We start from the raw sequence: 16691 nt of genomic DNA, 5'->3' as shown, positions 1-16691 counted from the left end.
GAATGGCTTTTTACCAAAAAATAACTCAGTATGGGAGCAAAATAATCGGATTGCCAAAGCTGTTTAAGTGGGGATTCAATTTATCTCCAATGTACCGGAGAAGCACTGCCAGGATCCAATACGTTTCTCAGGATCTTCTGAAGATATCCGTTAAGCTTCCTATCAGCTATAAAAACAGAAATTATATGGGAACGATCTTCGGGGGCAGTATGTTTTCGTCAGTTGATCCTATTCCCATGGTACAGCTTATATCTCTTACAGACCATCAATATGTAATTTGGGATAAATCTGCAGAAATCTATTTTAAACGTCCTGCGAATGTTGATCTGTATGCAGATTTCATTTACACCAAAGAGGAACTGGCAGCAATAGCAGAAAGGATAAAAAATGAAAATGAGATTGAAATTGTAAAAGTAACCCAGCTCACAGACAGAAATAAAGAAACTGTTTACTGTGAAATAAGGAAAACAGTTTATATTGCCGACAAAAGTTTCTATAAGCAAAAGCGTGAACAAAAAAAATAAAATCAGGTTAATAATTATTCTTAAGCAGAATATACAAACCAATGATTTTTTTTAGAAAATTCAAATTTTACAGGTTGTCATTTATTTTTCAAAATCATAAAAATTGATCCCAACTTCTTCATTTTTAACTTTCACGACTCTTGTATTCAGCGGATAGAAAATAAATTCTCCGGCACCCCGGATCTTAGCATCCAGAAGGTGGCCGGCTAAAGCGGTATAGTCTTCTCTTCCTAAAGTAATATGAAGATGCAGCACAGGCTTTCCTTCAATCTCAGAAACATTTCCCGAAATATTGGTCATTTCCATCTGCTCGTTAAAGGTCTTATCAACATAATTTTTATCAGAAGGCCTGAAAAAACGCAGCGTGGCTTCGCTGACGGCTCCGATGCCTGTAATTTCTCCAGCCTGTATATTTTGGCTTTTGACAAAATCAGTCAGTGCATCAACAATTCCTGACCCATCTTTCACACTTACAATATAAATCTGATCAACTTTTCTCGCAGACCAATTATTTTCTTTAAAATTCTGTATATCCATTGTATTGACAGTTAAGATTAATATTTAAGCTGATCGAATTCTCTTTTTCATTTTACTTTTTCAGGTAATTGATAATGCCAATCACATCATCTTTACCAAAGCCTTCATCATGAGCAGATTGATAGGTCTCACTGAGCACTTTTGATAAAGGGAAGCCAGCCCCTGCATTCCGGGCAAGGAGAATATCTTTCAGCATCAGATCCAGCGCAAAAGCGGGTTCATACTGATTGAGGATGAGCATGGGCGTTTTTACTTTGGTAGCGCCACTTCCACTGGCACTTTCGTTGATGATTTCCAGCATATCGGCACGCTCAATTCCCAGTTTATCCGAAAACAGGATGGTTTCTGCCAATCCCTGATAAATAGCAGAAAGAAAATAATTGATGGATAGTTTTCCGGCAATTCCTTTTCCGTTTCCCCCTAAATGCTTCACTGCTTTTCCAAGTTTTTCAAGATAAGGCATGGCCCGTTCTATATCTTTTTCCTCACCACCGGCTATAATAATCAGGGTGCCTTCTGCAGCGGGAACGGTACTTCCGGCTACCGGCGCATCTATGAAAGAAGCTTCTTTTATTTTAGCTGCACCACTCAGTTCAGCGGTAGCCATAGGGGAAATTGTGCTCATGTCTATAAAGAGTTTTCCGCTGATATCTAATTTTAGGATTTCCTCATAGACTGCTTTTACTGCATGATCATCCGTGAGCATAGTGAATATAATGCTGCTGTTTTTAACCAATTCGGGAATTTGAGTGCAAACCGTTGACTTTTCTTTAAAATCTTCAGCTTTTTCTAATGATCTGTTGTAAACTGAAAGCGGAAAGCCTGCCTTTTCAAGGTTTTTAGCCATGGGATGCCCCATATTTCCCAACCCGATGAATCCTATTTTTTCTGTCTCCATATTATTTTGAATTATAGTTAAAGTGCCGGTTTCTGTAATAAATTAAACCGTTGAATATTGATAGGGAATTTTCCCTGGAAATCAGGTAAATAATGTAATCCTCTTGTATTTGCATCAAAAAACTGACCGAAATTTACTTTTTATATTACGGTTTGATTATATTTTGATGGCCTATTTCTGTAATATTTTCCTGTTAAACTTTTATAAACGGGAAAACTTACTGAAATTTGCAGCAAATAAAACAGATGAGGATCCTAGATATTGAAAACTGGAACAGGAAAGAGCATTTTGAATTCTTTTCGAAAATGGCAAGTCCGTATTTTGGCTTTACCACTGAGGTTGACTGTACTAAGGCTTATACTTATGCAAAGGAAAACGGACATTCTTTTTTCGCGACTTATCTCCACAGGTCCATGGTTGCTGTGAATGCTGTAGATGAACTGAAACTCAGAATTGTAGACGGACAGGTGGTTTTGTATGATGCCATCCATGCGGGAACTACGATCGGAAGGGCAGACGGAACTTTCGGCTTTGCTTTTATTCCTTTCTCGGAAGACTTCAATGCTTTTAATGACGTGATGCAGCAGGAAATAGATGCCGTACAGCATTCTTCAGGACTGAGAATGAATAATGGCGAGCTTGGCAAAGACCTGATCCGGCATACAACCATTCCGTGGAATTCATTCAGTGCGCTGCTTCATCCTACCGGTTTTAACAATTCAGAATCTGTCCCGAAGATCACATTCGGGAAATTCAGTATCCGTGACGGCAGAAAGTATCTTCCTGTTTCTGTGGAGGCGCATCATGGCCTGGCAGACGGCATTCATCTTGCAAGATACCTTGAGGAGTTTCAAAAACAGCTTGACGAGAATTAAGTACTGTGAAATCCTATTTTATAAAAAAAGAATCAATACATAATTTTTCTGTTCTCTATTTTTAAAATTTGATCTTTTTCCATACTTTTTATGGCTCTTATCACCGTTTCTACACGGAGACCGGTGAGAGAAGCCAGCTGCTGCCGTGTCATAGGGACCTGAAAAGAATAGGGACTTTTGTCATCATAATAACTTTTAAGGTAGTCCAGAAGCTGTTTAAGTTTCAACACGGGATTCTGGACAGAAAGATTGTACAGCATCATATATTTGTAATACATTCTTTCTGCCAGACATTTATATACATTAAGAGAAACCTCCTGATTTTTATTGATCAAATCCATAAAACGGGATTTTGAAAGTCTGAGAACAGTGGAGTCCTCCATTGCTATTGCATTCATAGGGTAGGGACGGCCTACAAACAGTAAAGACTCTCCGAAACTTTGACCGCTTGAAAATATATTCTGAATAAATTCTTTTCCGCTCTCTGTATAATTGTTAAGCTTTACCTGTCCCTGCTCAATCTGATAATAAAACATAGAAAATTCTCCTTCTCGGAAAATAATATCTTCCGCTTTATATTCTTTAGTTTCCGCTCCAAACGAAATGAGTAAATCTTCAATAATCATGGTTAATAAGTTTTTGATTAAATTTTAAGCACCCGTTTAGTATTGATACTTCGATATTGCCAACAGGAAAACTTGAGATTTCAATAATGTAAAGAACGGCCAATTTTAATCAATTTTCCTCAATAAGAGATACCATATGCGTACCACAAGAATCAGGTGTTCTTCAAATTTAAAATTACTGTTGTCCATTAAACTAGAACGTAAAATCCATAAAAACATTGATTAAGATCATAAAAAGCAAGACTTACATCGGCTAAATTTGTTTACATATGAAAATACAGCTTAGTCTTAAACTTAAGCTGGAAATAGAATAAATATACTTTTTATAAGCAAGGCGTGGTATGTATGTGGTATTTCAATTCTGCAAAATTTTAATCATTTTCTCTTTCTTTGCTCCATTTAATAGCTGAAAGAATAAACGTCAGATAAAGTATTTGTAAGAAAAATACCGGAACCGTCAAAATGTATTTATTACTATTAAATTATAAATCATGGAATTGCAAACTGCAGCTTCATCATAAAACATCATAAACAGCTGCTATCGTAGCAGGAGAAGAAGACCAGGCACTGGTGCTGTATATAAAGCATCAGAAATAAGTAGAGATGAGAAAAATACTATGAAAAACGAAAAACCGCAATCTAATTTAGAAGATTTGAACCAAAAGATTTTTATGCAGGACGAAATTATCACTTTGGCTAAAGAAAACTCCCCGCGTCTGCTGAATAAATTCAGATTAGTTTACCCTGATTTTTTTGATAAAATAGCTAGAATACACCCCAATCTCAAAAATTCTGAACTGATTTTTTGCATTTATCTAAAACTCAACTTTACCACTAAGGAAATTGCAACCTATACTTTTGTGACCCCAAAAGCCATTCAGAACAGAAAGAACCGAATCCGTAAAAAGCTGAATATTCCTTCCGAACTGGATATTTATAAGTGGTTTAATGATCTTTAAACTAGAATTATTGAATTATATTTGGATTACTGCTTTGTCCAGATCGTGGTAAAGCAGTATTTTCCATTGCTCATCAGCAGCTTCTTTCTGCCATTTCTGTCTTAGTTCCATGGCTTTTCTGCCATCGAAATCACTTTTATAGGCCAGATGATATTTAAGATAAGATTCCTGGGGGAGATCATCTGCCCCGTAAAAAGCAGTTTCCCCGTTTTCTCTGATCCAGAATACCTGCATAAAAGGGGTATGCCCGCCCACTACTTCAAAAGTAATCCCATTAGCAATATTTCCCTGGTCTTCATCCATCCATACAATATTGGGCAGGCTGACCAGCTTTTCGAGGGTGTCAAAATCAAAAGAAGGGTTTCCTTTATTTTGCATGGCAAAAGCCAGTTCCCGTTTTTGAATATAAATTTCGGCATTCGGAAATGCAGGTGCAAAACCATTTTCACTGTTTTGAATACTGCCGTCAATATGATCTTTATGAAGATGAGACAGGAGAAGCTTCGTAATCTGTCCGGGATGTATATTTTCTTTTTGCATTAGCTCTGAAATAACAGTTTTTTCTTCAGCATTTTTCCATCCTATACCTGCATCAAGAAGGATATAATCGCTTTCTGTAACAATAAGAAACGGTTGCACAGACATTTTAATCCCTTTTACGGTATCAAAATTTTCATCCGTCAACAATGTAAAGTCCTTTGTTTTGCTGGCTGAAAAATTGCCTTCTTTAAGTGGAATGATTTTCATTCTGCAAATTTCCCTAATATTTCTAAAACCTGAAAACCTTTTTTTCAATAGAACCCATCGGAAAAAACGATCAGATTATTAATTTGAAAAAAAGAAAACAACTGCAAAATATTCACAGGTACTTTTCCGTTAGAGATATGACACAAAATACATGGCTGACTTTCTGTAAAGCTACTACTGACGAAAAAAACAGTTCCCGATTTCCTGCTGATAAATTTTTTAAGATTAAATGCCATAGTTGATTGAAAGAGGCCGTTCGAAATAAACGGCCTCTTTTTTTGAAATTGACTATCTTTGCTGATCTTAGAGAAACTGCTTATTCTGACTGTTTCAATGTTTAATTTTTAACCGGTCTGAAATAATTTTTCTATCCGTCTATAGTAATTTGAAATAATTCTAATCATATCATGCAGGCAAATTTATCCTCCGGCATTTCCCGAACTGTGATCTGGCTTATGGCTGTCATTTCGGGTCTTGTGGTAGCCAACAACTATTATAATCAGCCTTTATTGGCACTCATTTCCGACGATTTTCATGTTTCTGAAAGCGCAGCAGGAAGAATTTCCGTGCTTACTCAGATAGGCTATGCACTGGGGCTTTTACTGCTGGTCCCTTTGGGAGATAAATTTTTCCGTAAGAAATTAATATTATTTGATCTCGTTCTTGTATTCGGATCATTGCTTTGGATGACCTTTGCCACCGAATTATGGATGCTGTACGCAGCAAGCCTGCTGATAGGAGCAACTTCTGTGATTCCTCAGCTGTTCGTACCTATTGCAGCAGAATTATCTTCAGACAAAGAAAAATCTTCCAATATTGGACTTGTGATGTCAGGATTGCTTCTTGGAATACTTTTGTCACGTTTTATTGGTGGTATTGTAGGCGAAGTCTGGGGTTGGAGAGCCATGTTCGGAATTGCGGCAGGACTAATGATACTGGTGTGGATTGCCGTCTACAAAATGCTTCCGGAAATGCAGCCAAATTTCAAAGGAACATACAGAGAGCTGATGAATTCCGTGGTTCATCTGGCAAAAACACAACCCATATTGCAGCTCGCATCATTCCGTGGAGCGATGGCTTTCGGATCTATGTGTGCTTTATTTACAACCCTGGTCTTTCATATGGAAAAACCGCCTTTCAATGCCGGTTCTTCCGTAGTGGGAAGCTTCGGACTGGCCGGAGCTGTAGGAGCACTGGCAGCGGCAAAAGTGGGTAAACTTCAAAAATACCTGGATATCAACAGGATTATATTGTACTCACTCTTTATAGTGGTGGGAAGCTGGGCGTTCACCTATTTTGCAGGGGAAACGTATTGGGGCCTTATCGTTGGGGTTATCCTGGTTGACCTTGGCGTACAGTCCAGCCATATTATGAACCAGACCAATTACTTTTTAATTAAATCCAATGCGGTCAACAGACTGAATACCGTTTATATGGTCTCTTATTTTATTGGCGGATCACTCGGTACATGGCTTGCTTCTGTAGCCTGGCAATATGCACAATGGGAGGGAGTATGCTTTGTAGGCGCATCTTTTGGCTTGCTGGCGATCATTGCTCATGTGCTGTTCTGCAACAGAATAAATAAATCCTAAATTTAATTTTCAGCCTCAGCCATAGGCCCCTGAACTAAATCTCTGTGCTTATTCCCCCATTTTTCGAGCTCTTCCCATATCGGAATCAGCTCCCGTGCTATATCCGTAAGCTCATAGTCTACTCTTGGCGGAACTTCCGCATGCACGGTTCTTTTGACCAATCCTTCTTTTTCCAGCTCTCTCAGCTGTAAAGTAAGCATTCTTTCAGTAATTCCGCAGATCAGGTCACGAACTTCACTGAAACGCAGTTTCCCGTCTTTTAATCTGTTTAGAATCAAAAGCTTCCATCTTCCGCCGATTTTACAGACTGCATAAGACAAATCACATTCCTGGATATACTTTTTATTAATATTATTCGTTGAATTTTCCTTTATTTTCCCCATAGCTTACAAATTTGTTAGTACCATACAATTAGATGTATACAGTACAAATGTAAGGTTTGAAAATTAATTTTGTCCTCACAAACTGAAAATAAACAGCAGCCCGGGAATAATAGCGCTTACATTCCTGAGAAAAATAGTATTAACAGAAAATAAAGAGTAATGAATCTAACATCTCCAATAACCCAGATCATCAGTCATTTAGAAAAAATACAGTCATTTAACGCAAAGGATCCACTGGATGATACCAGGAAATATCTTGAAACCATGACGCTTCAGCTCAGCGGAAAAAAAGAACCTGTTGCCATGATAGAAGAACTGAATATACCTATGGAAAGCCACTCAGTTCCGGTCCGGATTTACCGTCCAAAAGGGAAAGATAACCAGAAATCACCGGCTGTTATTTATATACATGGCGGATGGTTCATTGCCGGCGGCTTCGAAACCCATGATGCAGTGGTCCGGAAACTTGCCAATGCAACAGAGTCAGTAATAATCTTCATTGATTACCGGCTGGCTCCCGAACATCCTTTTCCTGCAGGATTAAATGATTGCGTGGATACCGTAAAATGGGCCTCTGACAATGCCGAATCACTTGGAATTGACAGAAATCGAATCGGAATAATTGGTGACAGTGCCGGCGGAGCTCTTGCTGCCGGCGTTTCAACCCAGATAGGAGAGCTTCTGAAATTCCAGATACTGATTTATCCTGCAGCCGATAATCAACTGGATACAAAATCATGGAAAATGTATGAAACCGGGCCGGTTTTAAACAAAGAAGGAGGTATCCAGGCCTGGAAATGGTATCATCCTGAAGGAGCCCATCATCCAAATCCTTTGGCAGTACCGGTTTTGATAAAAGATTTTAAAAATACACCGCCTACATTGGTTCTTATTGCTGAACATGATGCGTTAAAAGATGAAGGGGAAGAACTGGCACAGCATATGAAAGATGCAGAAATTCCTGTCCATATCAGTTTTTATAAGGATATGGTTCATGGCTTTATGCATATGGGAGAAATCCTGAATGAAGTGCAATACGCAGTAAATGAAATCTCAGCGTTTGCCAAGCAGTATTTTAAAACTAAAGCGAAATAGGGATGAAAAAATATGCATATATCGGCTGCCTGGGATTCATTGCAGTTATTACCACTGAATTCGGAGTCATTGGAATTCTTCCACAAATCGCGGAACATTATCAAATAGGTATAGATAAAGCTGGCTGGCTGCTCAGTGCTTTTGCTTTGATCATAGCTTTAACGGGACCTTTCATGACTTTACTGATGTCCGGATCTGACCGCAGAAAAGTCATGCTTGCCGCAATTTCCATCTTTTTATTTACCGCTGTAGTTTCTTCACTGTCGCCGCCATTCTGGCTTCTCATGCTGGTGAGGATCCTTCCGGCTTTTTTACAGCCTGTTTATATTGCCACAGCATTGTCTGTCGCCGTATCCGGTGCTGATGAAAAGCAGGCGAACAAGCTGATGGGAATTGTTTTTATCGGGGTTGCCCTGGCTATGGTGACAACAGTTCCTTTTGCAACATGGCTGGCCAGTATATGGATATGGGAATCTTCTTTCATTATCCAGGGCGCAGTCAGTACGGTAGCTTTGGCGGTTATCTATTTTTTACTTCCTCCAATGCCCGTCAGAGAGAAGAAATCTTACAAAAGCCAGCTTAAAATTTTGACACAGCCAACATTTCTTGTCAGTACAGCCATGAACTTTTTCATGATAACAGCCTGGTTTTCCACCTACAGTTATTTTGCGGATTATCTGAATAAAGCAAAAGGAATGGATGGAACCATGGTTAGCTATATGCTTTTTCTGTTTGGGATTATTGGTGTTTTTTCCAATTGGATAGCTGGAAAAATGTTAAGCTGGAATGTCTCAAAAACAACGGCTCTGTTTCTTTCCGGTACGGTTATCATGCCCTTCCTGCTGTATTTTTCCGGAGACAGCCTGCCCGCCAATATTATAAGTATCGCAATTTGGGGTTTCCTGTATTCTCCAAGCTTTCAAAATGCTTCAACCTATATGATTTCTTCTGTTCCGGGTTCTCTTGAATTTGCCAACAGCCTGGCTACTTCTTTTGGAAATTTAGGAGTAACCCTGGGAACTACCCTGGGAGGCTGGATGATTGTGACCAAAGGAGCTTCCTATAACCCATGGATAGGCTTTGTCTTTGGTATGCTGGCTTTTCTGATGATCATCCTCAGAAGTATTCTTGAGAAAAGATCTCGAAAGCAAAAGATCGTTATTCCCTGTTCTTAATATATTGTAATAAATTTTGTTACAATTAAGAAATGTAGTAATTTTGTAGTCTGGTAATTTTATCAGAACTAAAATAAATAAAGAATGAAAATAGAAATATGGTCAGATATTATGTGTCCGTTCTGCTATATCGGAAAGCATAATTTTGAACAGGCTCTTGAAAAGCTGCCGTTCAAAAATGAAATAGAAGTAGAGTGGAAGAGCTTCCAGCTGGATCCAACCTTAGATGCTGCCCAACCTCAGAATACAATTGAGTATTTTAAAGAGAAAAAAGGGTTTCCTGCAGATCAGGCATCTCAAATGATTGGCCAGGTTGCCCGGATGGGAAAAGGAGCAGGAATTGATTTTAATTTTGAAAAAGCTCTGGTCATCAATACTTTTACAGCTCATAAGCTACTTCATCTTGCTAAAAAATATGGTAAGGCGAATGAGATGGAAGAAGCTCTTTTTAAAGCGCATTTTATCGACGGGAAAAATGTAGGAGATATTGAAGAACTTATTTCTCTTGCGGAAAATTTAAATATAGACAAAGAGGAAGTCAGACAGGCCTTAACATCCGATCAGTTTGATTATGAGATCAGCCAGGATATCCAGGAGGCCAAAAACAATGGTATTTCCAGCGTTCCTTTCTTTGTACTGAATGGAAAATATGCGGTATCCGGAGCACAGCCCGCTGAAGTTTTTGCTGATGCGCTTCAGCAGACATACAAAGAAACAGTAAGTCCGTTTAAAGATCTTTCCAAGGAAGGAGGTGCATCTTGTGATGCTGACGGATGTAGTGTTTAATCATATAATTAAGTTTGAAAGTCTTGAGTTGAAGGGTAAATGTGTTAAGAGCTTATGCTGGTATTTCCAATGTATAACTTTTACTTCATCAATTTTATGGTAGCTATTAATAATTATTAAATAACAGTAACATCTGTGGAATTTGTGAAAAAGATTAATGGCATTAGTATTTTTAATAGAAGAAATAATTAGCTTATTCCAGTATAAAACACCTCAAACCGAGGTGTTTTTATTGTTAAAAGCTTTAAATAAAAAGAAAGAAGTTCCGTTTTATTCCTTCAATGCTTATTTTTGTTAAAATATTTACGCTCAATGATAAAAATCAATGCTGAAGCTCAATATCCTGTTTCTGAAACCCTGTTTGTCTTTGCTTTGGATTCAGAAGCCGGAAAAGCTTTTGACGGGAAAAATAAATTGGTAACAGGAATAGGAAAAGTAAACGCGGCCATAGAACTTACCCGGGAAATTCATTTCAGAAAACCTAAACTGATTATTAATCTGGGTTCTGCAGGAAGTAAAAGCTTCGGGAAGGGTGAAGTAGTCTGCTGTACAAAATTTATACAGCGAGATATGGATGTGAGAGGTCTCGGTTTCAGTCTTTATGAAACCCCTTTATCCGGTATTCCTCCAGTTCTGGAATATGGTCTTCAGATGAACGGTCTGGAAGAAGGAATTTGTGGCAGCGGCGACAGTTTTGAGATGAATCATTCCGAAACAGATTATAATATTGTAGATATGGAAGCGTATCCGCTTGCCCTGATCGCAAAGAAAGAAAATATCCCTTTCCTATGCCTGAAATATATTTCTGATGATGCGGGAAGTGATGCCGCAGACGACTGGGCAGTTCAGGTACATCTGGCTTCTGAGACATTTAAAAAATTGCTCTTCACTGAAGATTCTGATCTTCATCAAAACTAAACGGTGTACTTTTCGGACAACGGATAAAAAAATAAATATGAGTGAAATATTAAAACAGCAGCTCTTAAAGATGATCGAGGTTTCTGATCAGGAGTTCGATTATATTTTAAGTCATTTTAACTATAAAAAGTTGAAAAAACATCAGTTTCTTGTTCAGGAAGGGCAACAGGTAACGGATGACTATTTTATTTTGTCCGGTTGTGTAAAATCTTATTATACAGATGCCACAGGAAAGGTTCACATTATTCTTTTCGGCGCCAGAGACTGGTGGATTACAGATTATGAAGCTTATTACGATCAGAAATCAGCAACTCTGAATATTGACTGTATAGAAGACACGGAAGTGTTGTGTTTAAGCAGTGAAAACCGTGAGAAACTCTGTAAAGAACTGCATAAGATAGAACATTTTTTCAGAAAGAAAACCAACCGCAGGAACGTATCTCTGCAAAACAGGATCCTGACTTTATTAAGCAGCAGCGCAAAGGAACGCTATGAAAAATTTCTTTCAGATTATCCTGATCTCGTCCGGAAACTTCCCAAACATCTACTGGCTTCTTATTTAGGGGTAACCCGTGAAACGCTCAGCAGGCTTTATACTTCAAAATAATGTGAGGCAGGTCACCATTAAAATGTGAGGTATATCCTTTTAAAAGGCTCTCCATAATTACCAATTTTGTCAGAGAAACTTTAATACATAAGACAATGACAAAATTTATGATTCAGCCTGAAAGCAGTACGGTAAACTGGACAGGCAAAAAGATCCTGGGACTGCACACAGGAACAATTAATATCCAAAGTGGTTATCTGAGCTTTGAAAATGATGCCATTACCGGTGGGGAAATTGTAATCGATATGACCAGTATCATTATTACAGATATTAAAGATTCCAAAACAAACAAGGACTTTCTTGATCACCTGAACCACGATGATTTCTTTTCCACAGACCAGTTTAAAACAGCTAAACTGTCCATTACTCACTCAGAAAAAGCCGATGGAAAATATAAAATCAGTGGTCACTTAACCATTAAGGATATAACCCATCCTATAAGCTTTATAACTTCTGTAGAGATTTTCACAGACTTTCTTCATGCTCTTGGAGAAATAGTGATAGACCGTACGATGTACAATATAAAGTATGGTTCCGGTAAATTTCTTTCCAACCTCGGAGATCAATTGATTCATGATGATTTTATACTTCAGTTTAAACTGATCGGACAAAAATAAATAGCCATGAATTGGAAAGACACTAAATTCACAAAAACCTTCGGTACTGAATTCCCTATAATTCAGGGGCCGTTTGGGGGAAAACTTTCTTCGGTGGAGCTTACGGCTCTCGTTTCCAATGCGGGCGGTTTGGGTTCTTTTGGTGCCCAGCCTTTTTCAGGGGAAGAAATGATACATATTTCAAGAGAAATCAGAAAGCAAACCAATAAACCATTCAACGTTAATCTTTGGGTAAAAGACAGGGATGACGATACTGATCAGTTTCAGAAAGGGAACTTTGACAAAGTAATGCAGATATTCCAGCCTTATTTTGATGAAACCGGAATAGAACCGCCGACATTTCCGCTTCCCGAAAGTCCCGGGTTTGAAGAACAGGCAGAAGCTCTTCTTGACATAAAACCTTCCGTTTTTAGTTTTGTCTATGGTATTCCTTCTGAAGATATCCTGGAAAAATGCAGACAGCTGGGCATTAAAACCATAGGAACAGCGACCACACCGGATGAAGCCATTGCAATAGAAAATGCAGGAGTGGATGCGGTGGTGGCTTCCGGTTCCGATGCAGGAGGGCACAGGGTGTCATTCCTGGAACAGGCTGAAAAATCTTTAGTGGGAACATTTTCACTTATTCCTCAGGTGACAGACCGTGTAAGAATTCCTGTTATTGCCGCCGGTGGAATTGCTGATGCAAGAGGAGTGAAGGCAGCTTTCAGTCTCGGAGCCGATGCTGTTCAGATCGGAACTGCATTTTTAGCCACAAAACAGTCAGGGACCAGCAATATTCACAGGAATTTGTTATTTTCCGAAGATGCAAAATATACCACACTGACCAAAGTTTTTACCGGAAGGCTGTCCAGAGGAATCAGAAACCGCCTTACAGAGGAACTGAATGAATTTCAGCATGTTATGGCTCCCTATCCTCTTCAGGGGAAGATCACAGGAACGCTAGGAGCCTATCCTGCAAATACGGAAACTCACCCCGAATTTAAATCATTTTGGAGCGGACAGGCTGCCGCGCTGCTAAAACATCATGATGCAAAAATTTTAATGGAATCTTTGATTAATGAAATGAATATCAGCATGTAAGATACTTATGGCTTCTGCACCATAAAAATATCATTTTTATAAGTATAAGTCCTGAAGAAAATTTTTCAGGATTTTGTTTTCTATTTGTATTTTTACATTTCAGGTCTGCGATTATATGAAAGTTACTTTTTATCAACCGGTACATCCTATACTTAAAAAATATATTGAAGGGTATTATTTTGTAGAAAAAGATGATAGGGATGAACCGGTAAGATATCTTACTTTTCCTGACAACTATTTCATTGTATCAGCCTGCCAGAATGTGGCTCTCATCCAGGATAAAGGATGGGTGGAAATCCGTAGATCTTTAGAGGAGAATTTAGTAATCGACTTTGTTTCCAGGTGTTCTGTTCCCACTGAAATTTTTTACCATCAGTCTATTAATGAAATTACTGTCTATTTTAAGCCATTGGGAATGTATCATTTTTTTGAGGCAGATGGCAGTGAGGCTATGCGGGAGCATATTCATGTTTCGGATTTTAAAGAAATCTCGAATACAGCTCTAAATGAGCCCAACAGGAAAAAACAAATTGAAATACTGGAAGAGTATTGGCTTTCGAAATTCCAACAGAAAGATTTAACGTTGGCGTACGCTATATTGACTGATTTTGAAACTGAACTCGGCATCGAAGAGATCGCAGCAAAGAACAATATAACAAGACAGTATCTGAATAAAATCTCTAAAAGGTATCTGGGCAAACCAGCGTCTGAATTCAGAAAAATTCAGAGATTTCGTAAAGTTTTGATTTCAAATAAAAAAGTAAGAAACCTCACAGAGCTCTCCTATGAGAATCTTTTTTACGACCAGTCCCATCTTATTAAAGATTTTAAAGAATTCACTAAAATAAGTCCCAGAAAGTTCTTTGAGAATGTAGATATTGAACAGAATAATATCTGGCTGTTTATCTGAGTTTCCATTTTTACAATTTATAGTGTGATCATTGAATTACTTTTACTGAAATATTAAAACTTGTTTCAATGAAAAAAATACTGGCCGTCATTTTCTTTTTCCATTCTCTCGTCTTTTATGCACAAAGTGATCCTACTCAAGCGGTACTGTCGGATATCACAGAAAAAGTGAAGAACTATTATATTGATAAGGAAGCCTATAAAAAAGTAGATTCTTTATTTAAAAATGAATTTAAAAAAGGCAGTTTCAACAGTTTGAACAAAAAAGATTTTGCGGCACTTCTCACCCAAAAGTTGAGAATAAATATCACTGATAAACATTTTTTTGTTAAATATCTTGAAAACTACAGCCCACAAAAAGCGGTCGATGAGAAAGAAAGAGAAAGAGAGAATAATTTTCATAACAGCCTGGAAAATTTTGGATTTGAAAACGTTCAACGCCTGGAAGGTAACGTCGGCTATATCAATTTCAAAGGCTTTGCATCCCGGGCATCCAGTGAAAAAACATTGGCCGCTGCCATGAATTTTATTGCCAATACCAATTCCCTGATCATTGACCTGAGGGAAAATGGTGGCGGAGATAACGACATGCTTCTGTTATTCTGCAGCTATTTTTTTGATAAAAAAACGGATCTTTATACCACCTATTTCAGAAATAAAGATGAAACAGTGATAAACAGCACCCAATCTAAAGTTTCCGGACAGAAATACCTTCATAAGAACGTCTACCTTCTGACCAGCAAAAGAAGTTTTTCAGCAGCAGAAGCTCTTGCTTATTTTTTGCAGGAGCATAAGCTGGCCGAAGTAATAGGAGAGAAAACTGAGGGCGCTGCCAATTCGGTAGATCATTTCATTATCCAAAATCAATATTTACTGCTGGTTCCGGCTGGAGAAATAAAGTCCTTCATAAGCCATAAAAACTGGGAACATATCGGGGTAACTCCTGATCAGGAAGTAAAAGCTGAAGATGCTTTAAAGGCTGCCCACATTAAAATTTTAAAAAATATTTTAAAAACAGAAACAAAAACAGAATTAAGCATACCTGAAATAAAAAATCTTATTAATAAATTAGAGCAATAAATATAATATGTCATCAATAATCATTAATAAAGCCGGGATACAGGACCTTGAAACCATTCAGAATATAGGCAGAGAGACTTTTTCAGAAACCTTTGCAGAAAGCAATTCAGAAGAGGCTATGAAAACCTATCTGGAAGAAAGTTTCAGTACAGAAAAAGTAAGTTTAGAATTAAACAATCCTCACTCTCATTTCTTTATTGCCTGGGAAGAGGATATCCCTGTCGGTTACCTGAAATTAAACTCCGGAGAGGCACAAACTGAGCTGAAGGACGATACTTCATTAGAAATAGAGCGTATTTACGTCAAGAAAAGCCATCATGGCCAGAAAGTAGGTCAGCTGCTTTATGATCAGGCTATGGAAACCGCTCGAAACCTGAACAAAAGCTATCTATGGCTCGGAGTCTGGGAAGAGAATTTGAGAGCACTTCAATTTTACAGGAAAAATGGTTTTGAAGAATTCGGAAGCCATACATTCAGGCTGGGTGATGAAGACCAGACTGACCTGATGATGAAGAAAATATTAGATTAAATTATTATCAGCCTTGAAAGAATTTTTAGAACAGATCAGCACCTATTATCCTTTATCAGAAGAAACAGTTAAGGCACTGATGAATATCTGTACGGAAGAAACCTATCATAAAAATGAACTTCTTCAGGAAGCAGGATCTGCTGCCAGATATTATTATTTCATAAAATCAGGACTGATAGGATATTATACTGTAGACGAACAGGGAGATTCTGTGTATAAGATTTTCTTTGAAGAAAAGAGTTTTGTGGCTTCTACGGCAGCCGTTATTAAAGATAAGCCCAGCGATTTTAATATCATTGCTTTAGAAAACTGTTCAGTGATAAAATATCCGGCAAAAGCTTTCAGAGAGCTGATCAATCAATATCACGACCTGGCGTTATTTCACATTCATTACCTGGAAAAAAACTGGGTGGTGAAAAAAGAGCCTCTGGAAATTTCCTTAAAGCATGAAACAGCAAAACAGCGTTATTTGCAGCTTCTGGAGAATAAACCGCTCCATGACCGGCTGAAACAGCATCATATTGCTTCCTATCTGGGAATCACACCTACTCAGCTGAGCCGCATAAAAAAGAAATAAACTGACAAAAGCTTCAACATATGTTGAGGCTTTTTTATTTTCTCAACCCCATCTTTGCCCTGTAAACAAGAACATTTGTACATCTAAATAAGCACAAGAGAAAGGAAGGATGAAAAGTCGGCTTCATCGAATCAATGCTAATTGATTCCCTCTTAGCTCACTTAAAATATTCAT

General features: G+C 38.0%; 20 protein-coding genes. 15 read left to right on the top strand and 5 right to left on the bottom strand.

Annotated features, from left to right (window positions below; genetic code table 11):
- The first annotated feature begins 2 nt into the window (after nucleotides 1–2).
- Nucleotides 3–524 (top strand): DUF4442 domain-containing protein, encoded by a 522-nt coding sequence (locus J4Q03_RS12340; RefSeq protein WP_426048475.1) that lies wholly within the window; start codon nucleotides 3–5, stop codon nucleotides 522–524.
- Between the two features lie 81 nt (nucleotides 525–605).
- Here J4Q03_RS12340 and J4Q03_RS12335 read toward each other — a convergent pair whose 3' ends face one another.
- The gene (locus tag J4Q03_RS12335) at nucleotides 606–1061 is read right to left on the bottom strand and encodes a PPC domain-containing DNA-binding protein (RefSeq protein WP_426048474.1); all 456 of its coding nucleotides are present in this window, start codon (nucleotides 1059–1061) and stop codon (nucleotides 606–608) included.
- Nucleotides 1062–1113: 52 nt separating this feature from the next.
- Complete coding sequence (locus J4Q03_RS12330) at nucleotides 1114–1959, bottom strand: NAD(P)-dependent oxidoreductase (RefSeq protein WP_426048473.1); 846 nt, start codon at nucleotides 1957–1959, stop codon at nucleotides 1114–1116.
- Nucleotides 1960–2204: 245 nt separating this feature from the next.
- Between J4Q03_RS12330 and J4Q03_RS12325 the strand changes: the two genes are divergently transcribed.
- Nucleotides 2205–2834: a CatA-like O-acetyltransferase gene (locus J4Q03_RS12325; protein ID WP_426048472.1), complete on the top strand. Its 630-nt coding sequence runs from the start codon at nucleotides 2205–2207 to the stop codon at nucleotides 2832–2834.
- 32 nt (nucleotides 2835–2866) lie between these two features.
- On the opposite strand, the gene J4Q03_RS12320 is transcribed toward J4Q03_RS12325, so the two are convergent.
- Nucleotides 2867–3460: a Crp/Fnr family transcriptional regulator gene (locus J4Q03_RS12320; protein WP_426048471.1), complete on the bottom strand. Its 594-nt coding sequence runs from the start codon at nucleotides 3458–3460 to the stop codon at nucleotides 2867–2869.
- Between the two features lie 617 nt (nucleotides 3461–4077).
- Between J4Q03_RS12320 and J4Q03_RS12315 the strand changes: the two genes are divergently transcribed.
- A complete protein-coding gene (locus J4Q03_RS12315; RefSeq protein WP_426048470.1) occupies nucleotides 4078–4419 on the top strand; it encodes a helix-turn-helix transcriptional regulator in 342 nt (113 codons plus the stop codon).
- Nucleotides 4420–4434: 15 nt separating this feature from the next.
- On the opposite strand, the gene J4Q03_RS12310 is transcribed toward J4Q03_RS12315, so the two are convergent.
- Nucleotides 4435–5166 (bottom strand): MBL fold metallo-hydrolase, encoded by a 732-nt coding sequence (locus J4Q03_RS12310; protein WP_426048469.1) that lies wholly within the window; start codon nucleotides 5164–5166, stop codon nucleotides 4435–4437.
- Nucleotides 5167–5573: 407 nt separating this feature from the next.
- On the opposite strand from J4Q03_RS12310, the gene J4Q03_RS12305 reads away from it, so the two are divergent.
- The gene (locus J4Q03_RS12305) at nucleotides 5574–6758 is read left to right on the top strand and encodes an MFS transporter (RefSeq protein WP_426048468.1); all 1185 of its coding nucleotides are present in this window, start codon (nucleotides 5574–5576) and stop codon (nucleotides 6756–6758) included.
- Between the two features lie 2 nt (nucleotides 6759–6760).
- Here the strand turns inward: J4Q03_RS12305 and J4Q03_RS12300 are convergent, their stop codons facing one another.
- Entirely contained in the window at nucleotides 6761–7141 is a 381-nt protein-coding gene (locus tag J4Q03_RS12300) for a winged helix-turn-helix transcriptional regulator (protein WP_426048467.1), read from the bottom strand.
- A 159-nt stretch (nucleotides 7142–7300) separates the two neighbouring features.
- Between J4Q03_RS12300 and J4Q03_RS12295 the strand changes: the two genes are divergently transcribed.
- The 11 genes from J4Q03_RS12295 (at nucleotide 7301) to J4Q03_RS12245 (ending at nucleotide 16517) form a co-directional block, all read left to right on the top strand.
- Complete coding sequence (locus J4Q03_RS12295; RefSeq protein WP_426048466.1) at nucleotides 7301–8236, top strand: alpha/beta hydrolase; 936 nt, start codon at nucleotides 7301–7303, stop codon at nucleotides 8234–8236.
- A 2-nt stretch (nucleotides 8237–8238) separates the two neighbouring features.
- Complete coding sequence (locus J4Q03_RS12290; protein WP_426048465.1) at nucleotides 8239–9411, top strand: MFS transporter; 1173 nt, start codon at nucleotides 8239–8241, stop codon at nucleotides 9409–9411.
- An 84-nt stretch (nucleotides 9412–9495) separates the two neighbouring features.
- Nucleotides 9496–10197, top strand: coding sequence for a DsbA family oxidoreductase (locus J4Q03_RS12285; RefSeq protein ID WP_426048464.1), 702 nt, complete (start codon nucleotides 9496–9498; stop codon nucleotides 10195–10197).
- Nucleotides 10198–10509: 312 nt separating this feature from the next.
- Nucleotides 10510–11115, top strand: a complete 606-nt coding sequence (locus J4Q03_RS12280) for a nucleosidase (protein WP_426048463.1) — start codon at nucleotides 10510–10512, stop codon at nucleotides 11113–11115.
- Nucleotides 11116–11152: 37 nt separating this feature from the next.
- Complete coding sequence (locus J4Q03_RS12275) at nucleotides 11153–11722, top strand: Crp/Fnr family transcriptional regulator (RefSeq protein ID WP_426048462.1); 570 nt, start codon at nucleotides 11153–11155, stop codon at nucleotides 11720–11722.
- A gap of 95 nt (nucleotides 11723–11817) precedes the next feature.
- Nucleotides 11818–12339, top strand: a complete 522-nt coding sequence (locus J4Q03_RS12270) for a YceI family protein (protein ID WP_426048461.1) — start codon at nucleotides 11818–11820, stop codon at nucleotides 12337–12339.
- Nucleotides 12340–12345: 6 nt separating this feature from the next.
- On the top strand, nucleotides 12346–13422 hold the full coding sequence (locus J4Q03_RS12265) for an NAD(P)H-dependent flavin oxidoreductase (protein ID WP_426048460.1): 1077 nt from the start codon (nucleotides 12346–12348) through the stop codon (nucleotides 13420–13422).
- 115 nt (nucleotides 13423–13537) lie between these two features.
- Nucleotides 13538–14332, top strand: coding sequence for a helix-turn-helix domain-containing protein (locus tag J4Q03_RS12260; protein ID WP_426048459.1), 795 nt, complete (start codon nucleotides 13538–13540; stop codon nucleotides 14330–14332).
- Nucleotides 14333–14400: 68 nt separating this feature from the next.
- Nucleotides 14401–15411 carry a S41 family peptidase gene (locus tag J4Q03_RS12255; RefSeq protein WP_426048458.1) on the top strand — a complete coding sequence of 337 codons (1011 nt, stop codon included), beginning with the start codon at nucleotides 14401–14403 and terminating at the stop codon, nucleotides 15409–15411.
- Between the two features lie 7 nt (nucleotides 15412–15418).
- Nucleotides 15419–15940, top strand: coding sequence for a GNAT family N-acetyltransferase (locus J4Q03_RS12250; protein WP_426048457.1), 522 nt, complete (start codon nucleotides 15419–15421; stop codon nucleotides 15938–15940).
- A gap of 13 nt (nucleotides 15941–15953) precedes the next feature.
- Nucleotides 15954–16517: a Crp/Fnr family transcriptional regulator gene (locus J4Q03_RS12245; protein ID WP_426048456.1), complete on the top strand. Its 564-nt coding sequence runs from the start codon at nucleotides 15954–15956 to the stop codon at nucleotides 16515–16517.
- Nucleotides 16518–16691 lie beyond the last annotated feature (174 nt).

Source organism: Chryseobacterium sp. NFX27 (genome assembly GCF_049887855.1).
GTDB lineage: Bacteria > Bacteroidota > Bacteroidia > Flavobacteriales > Weeksellaceae > Chryseobacterium.
Note: the sequence above shows the minus strand (reverse complement) of the source record. Positions and strands in the feature narration are given on the sequence as shown.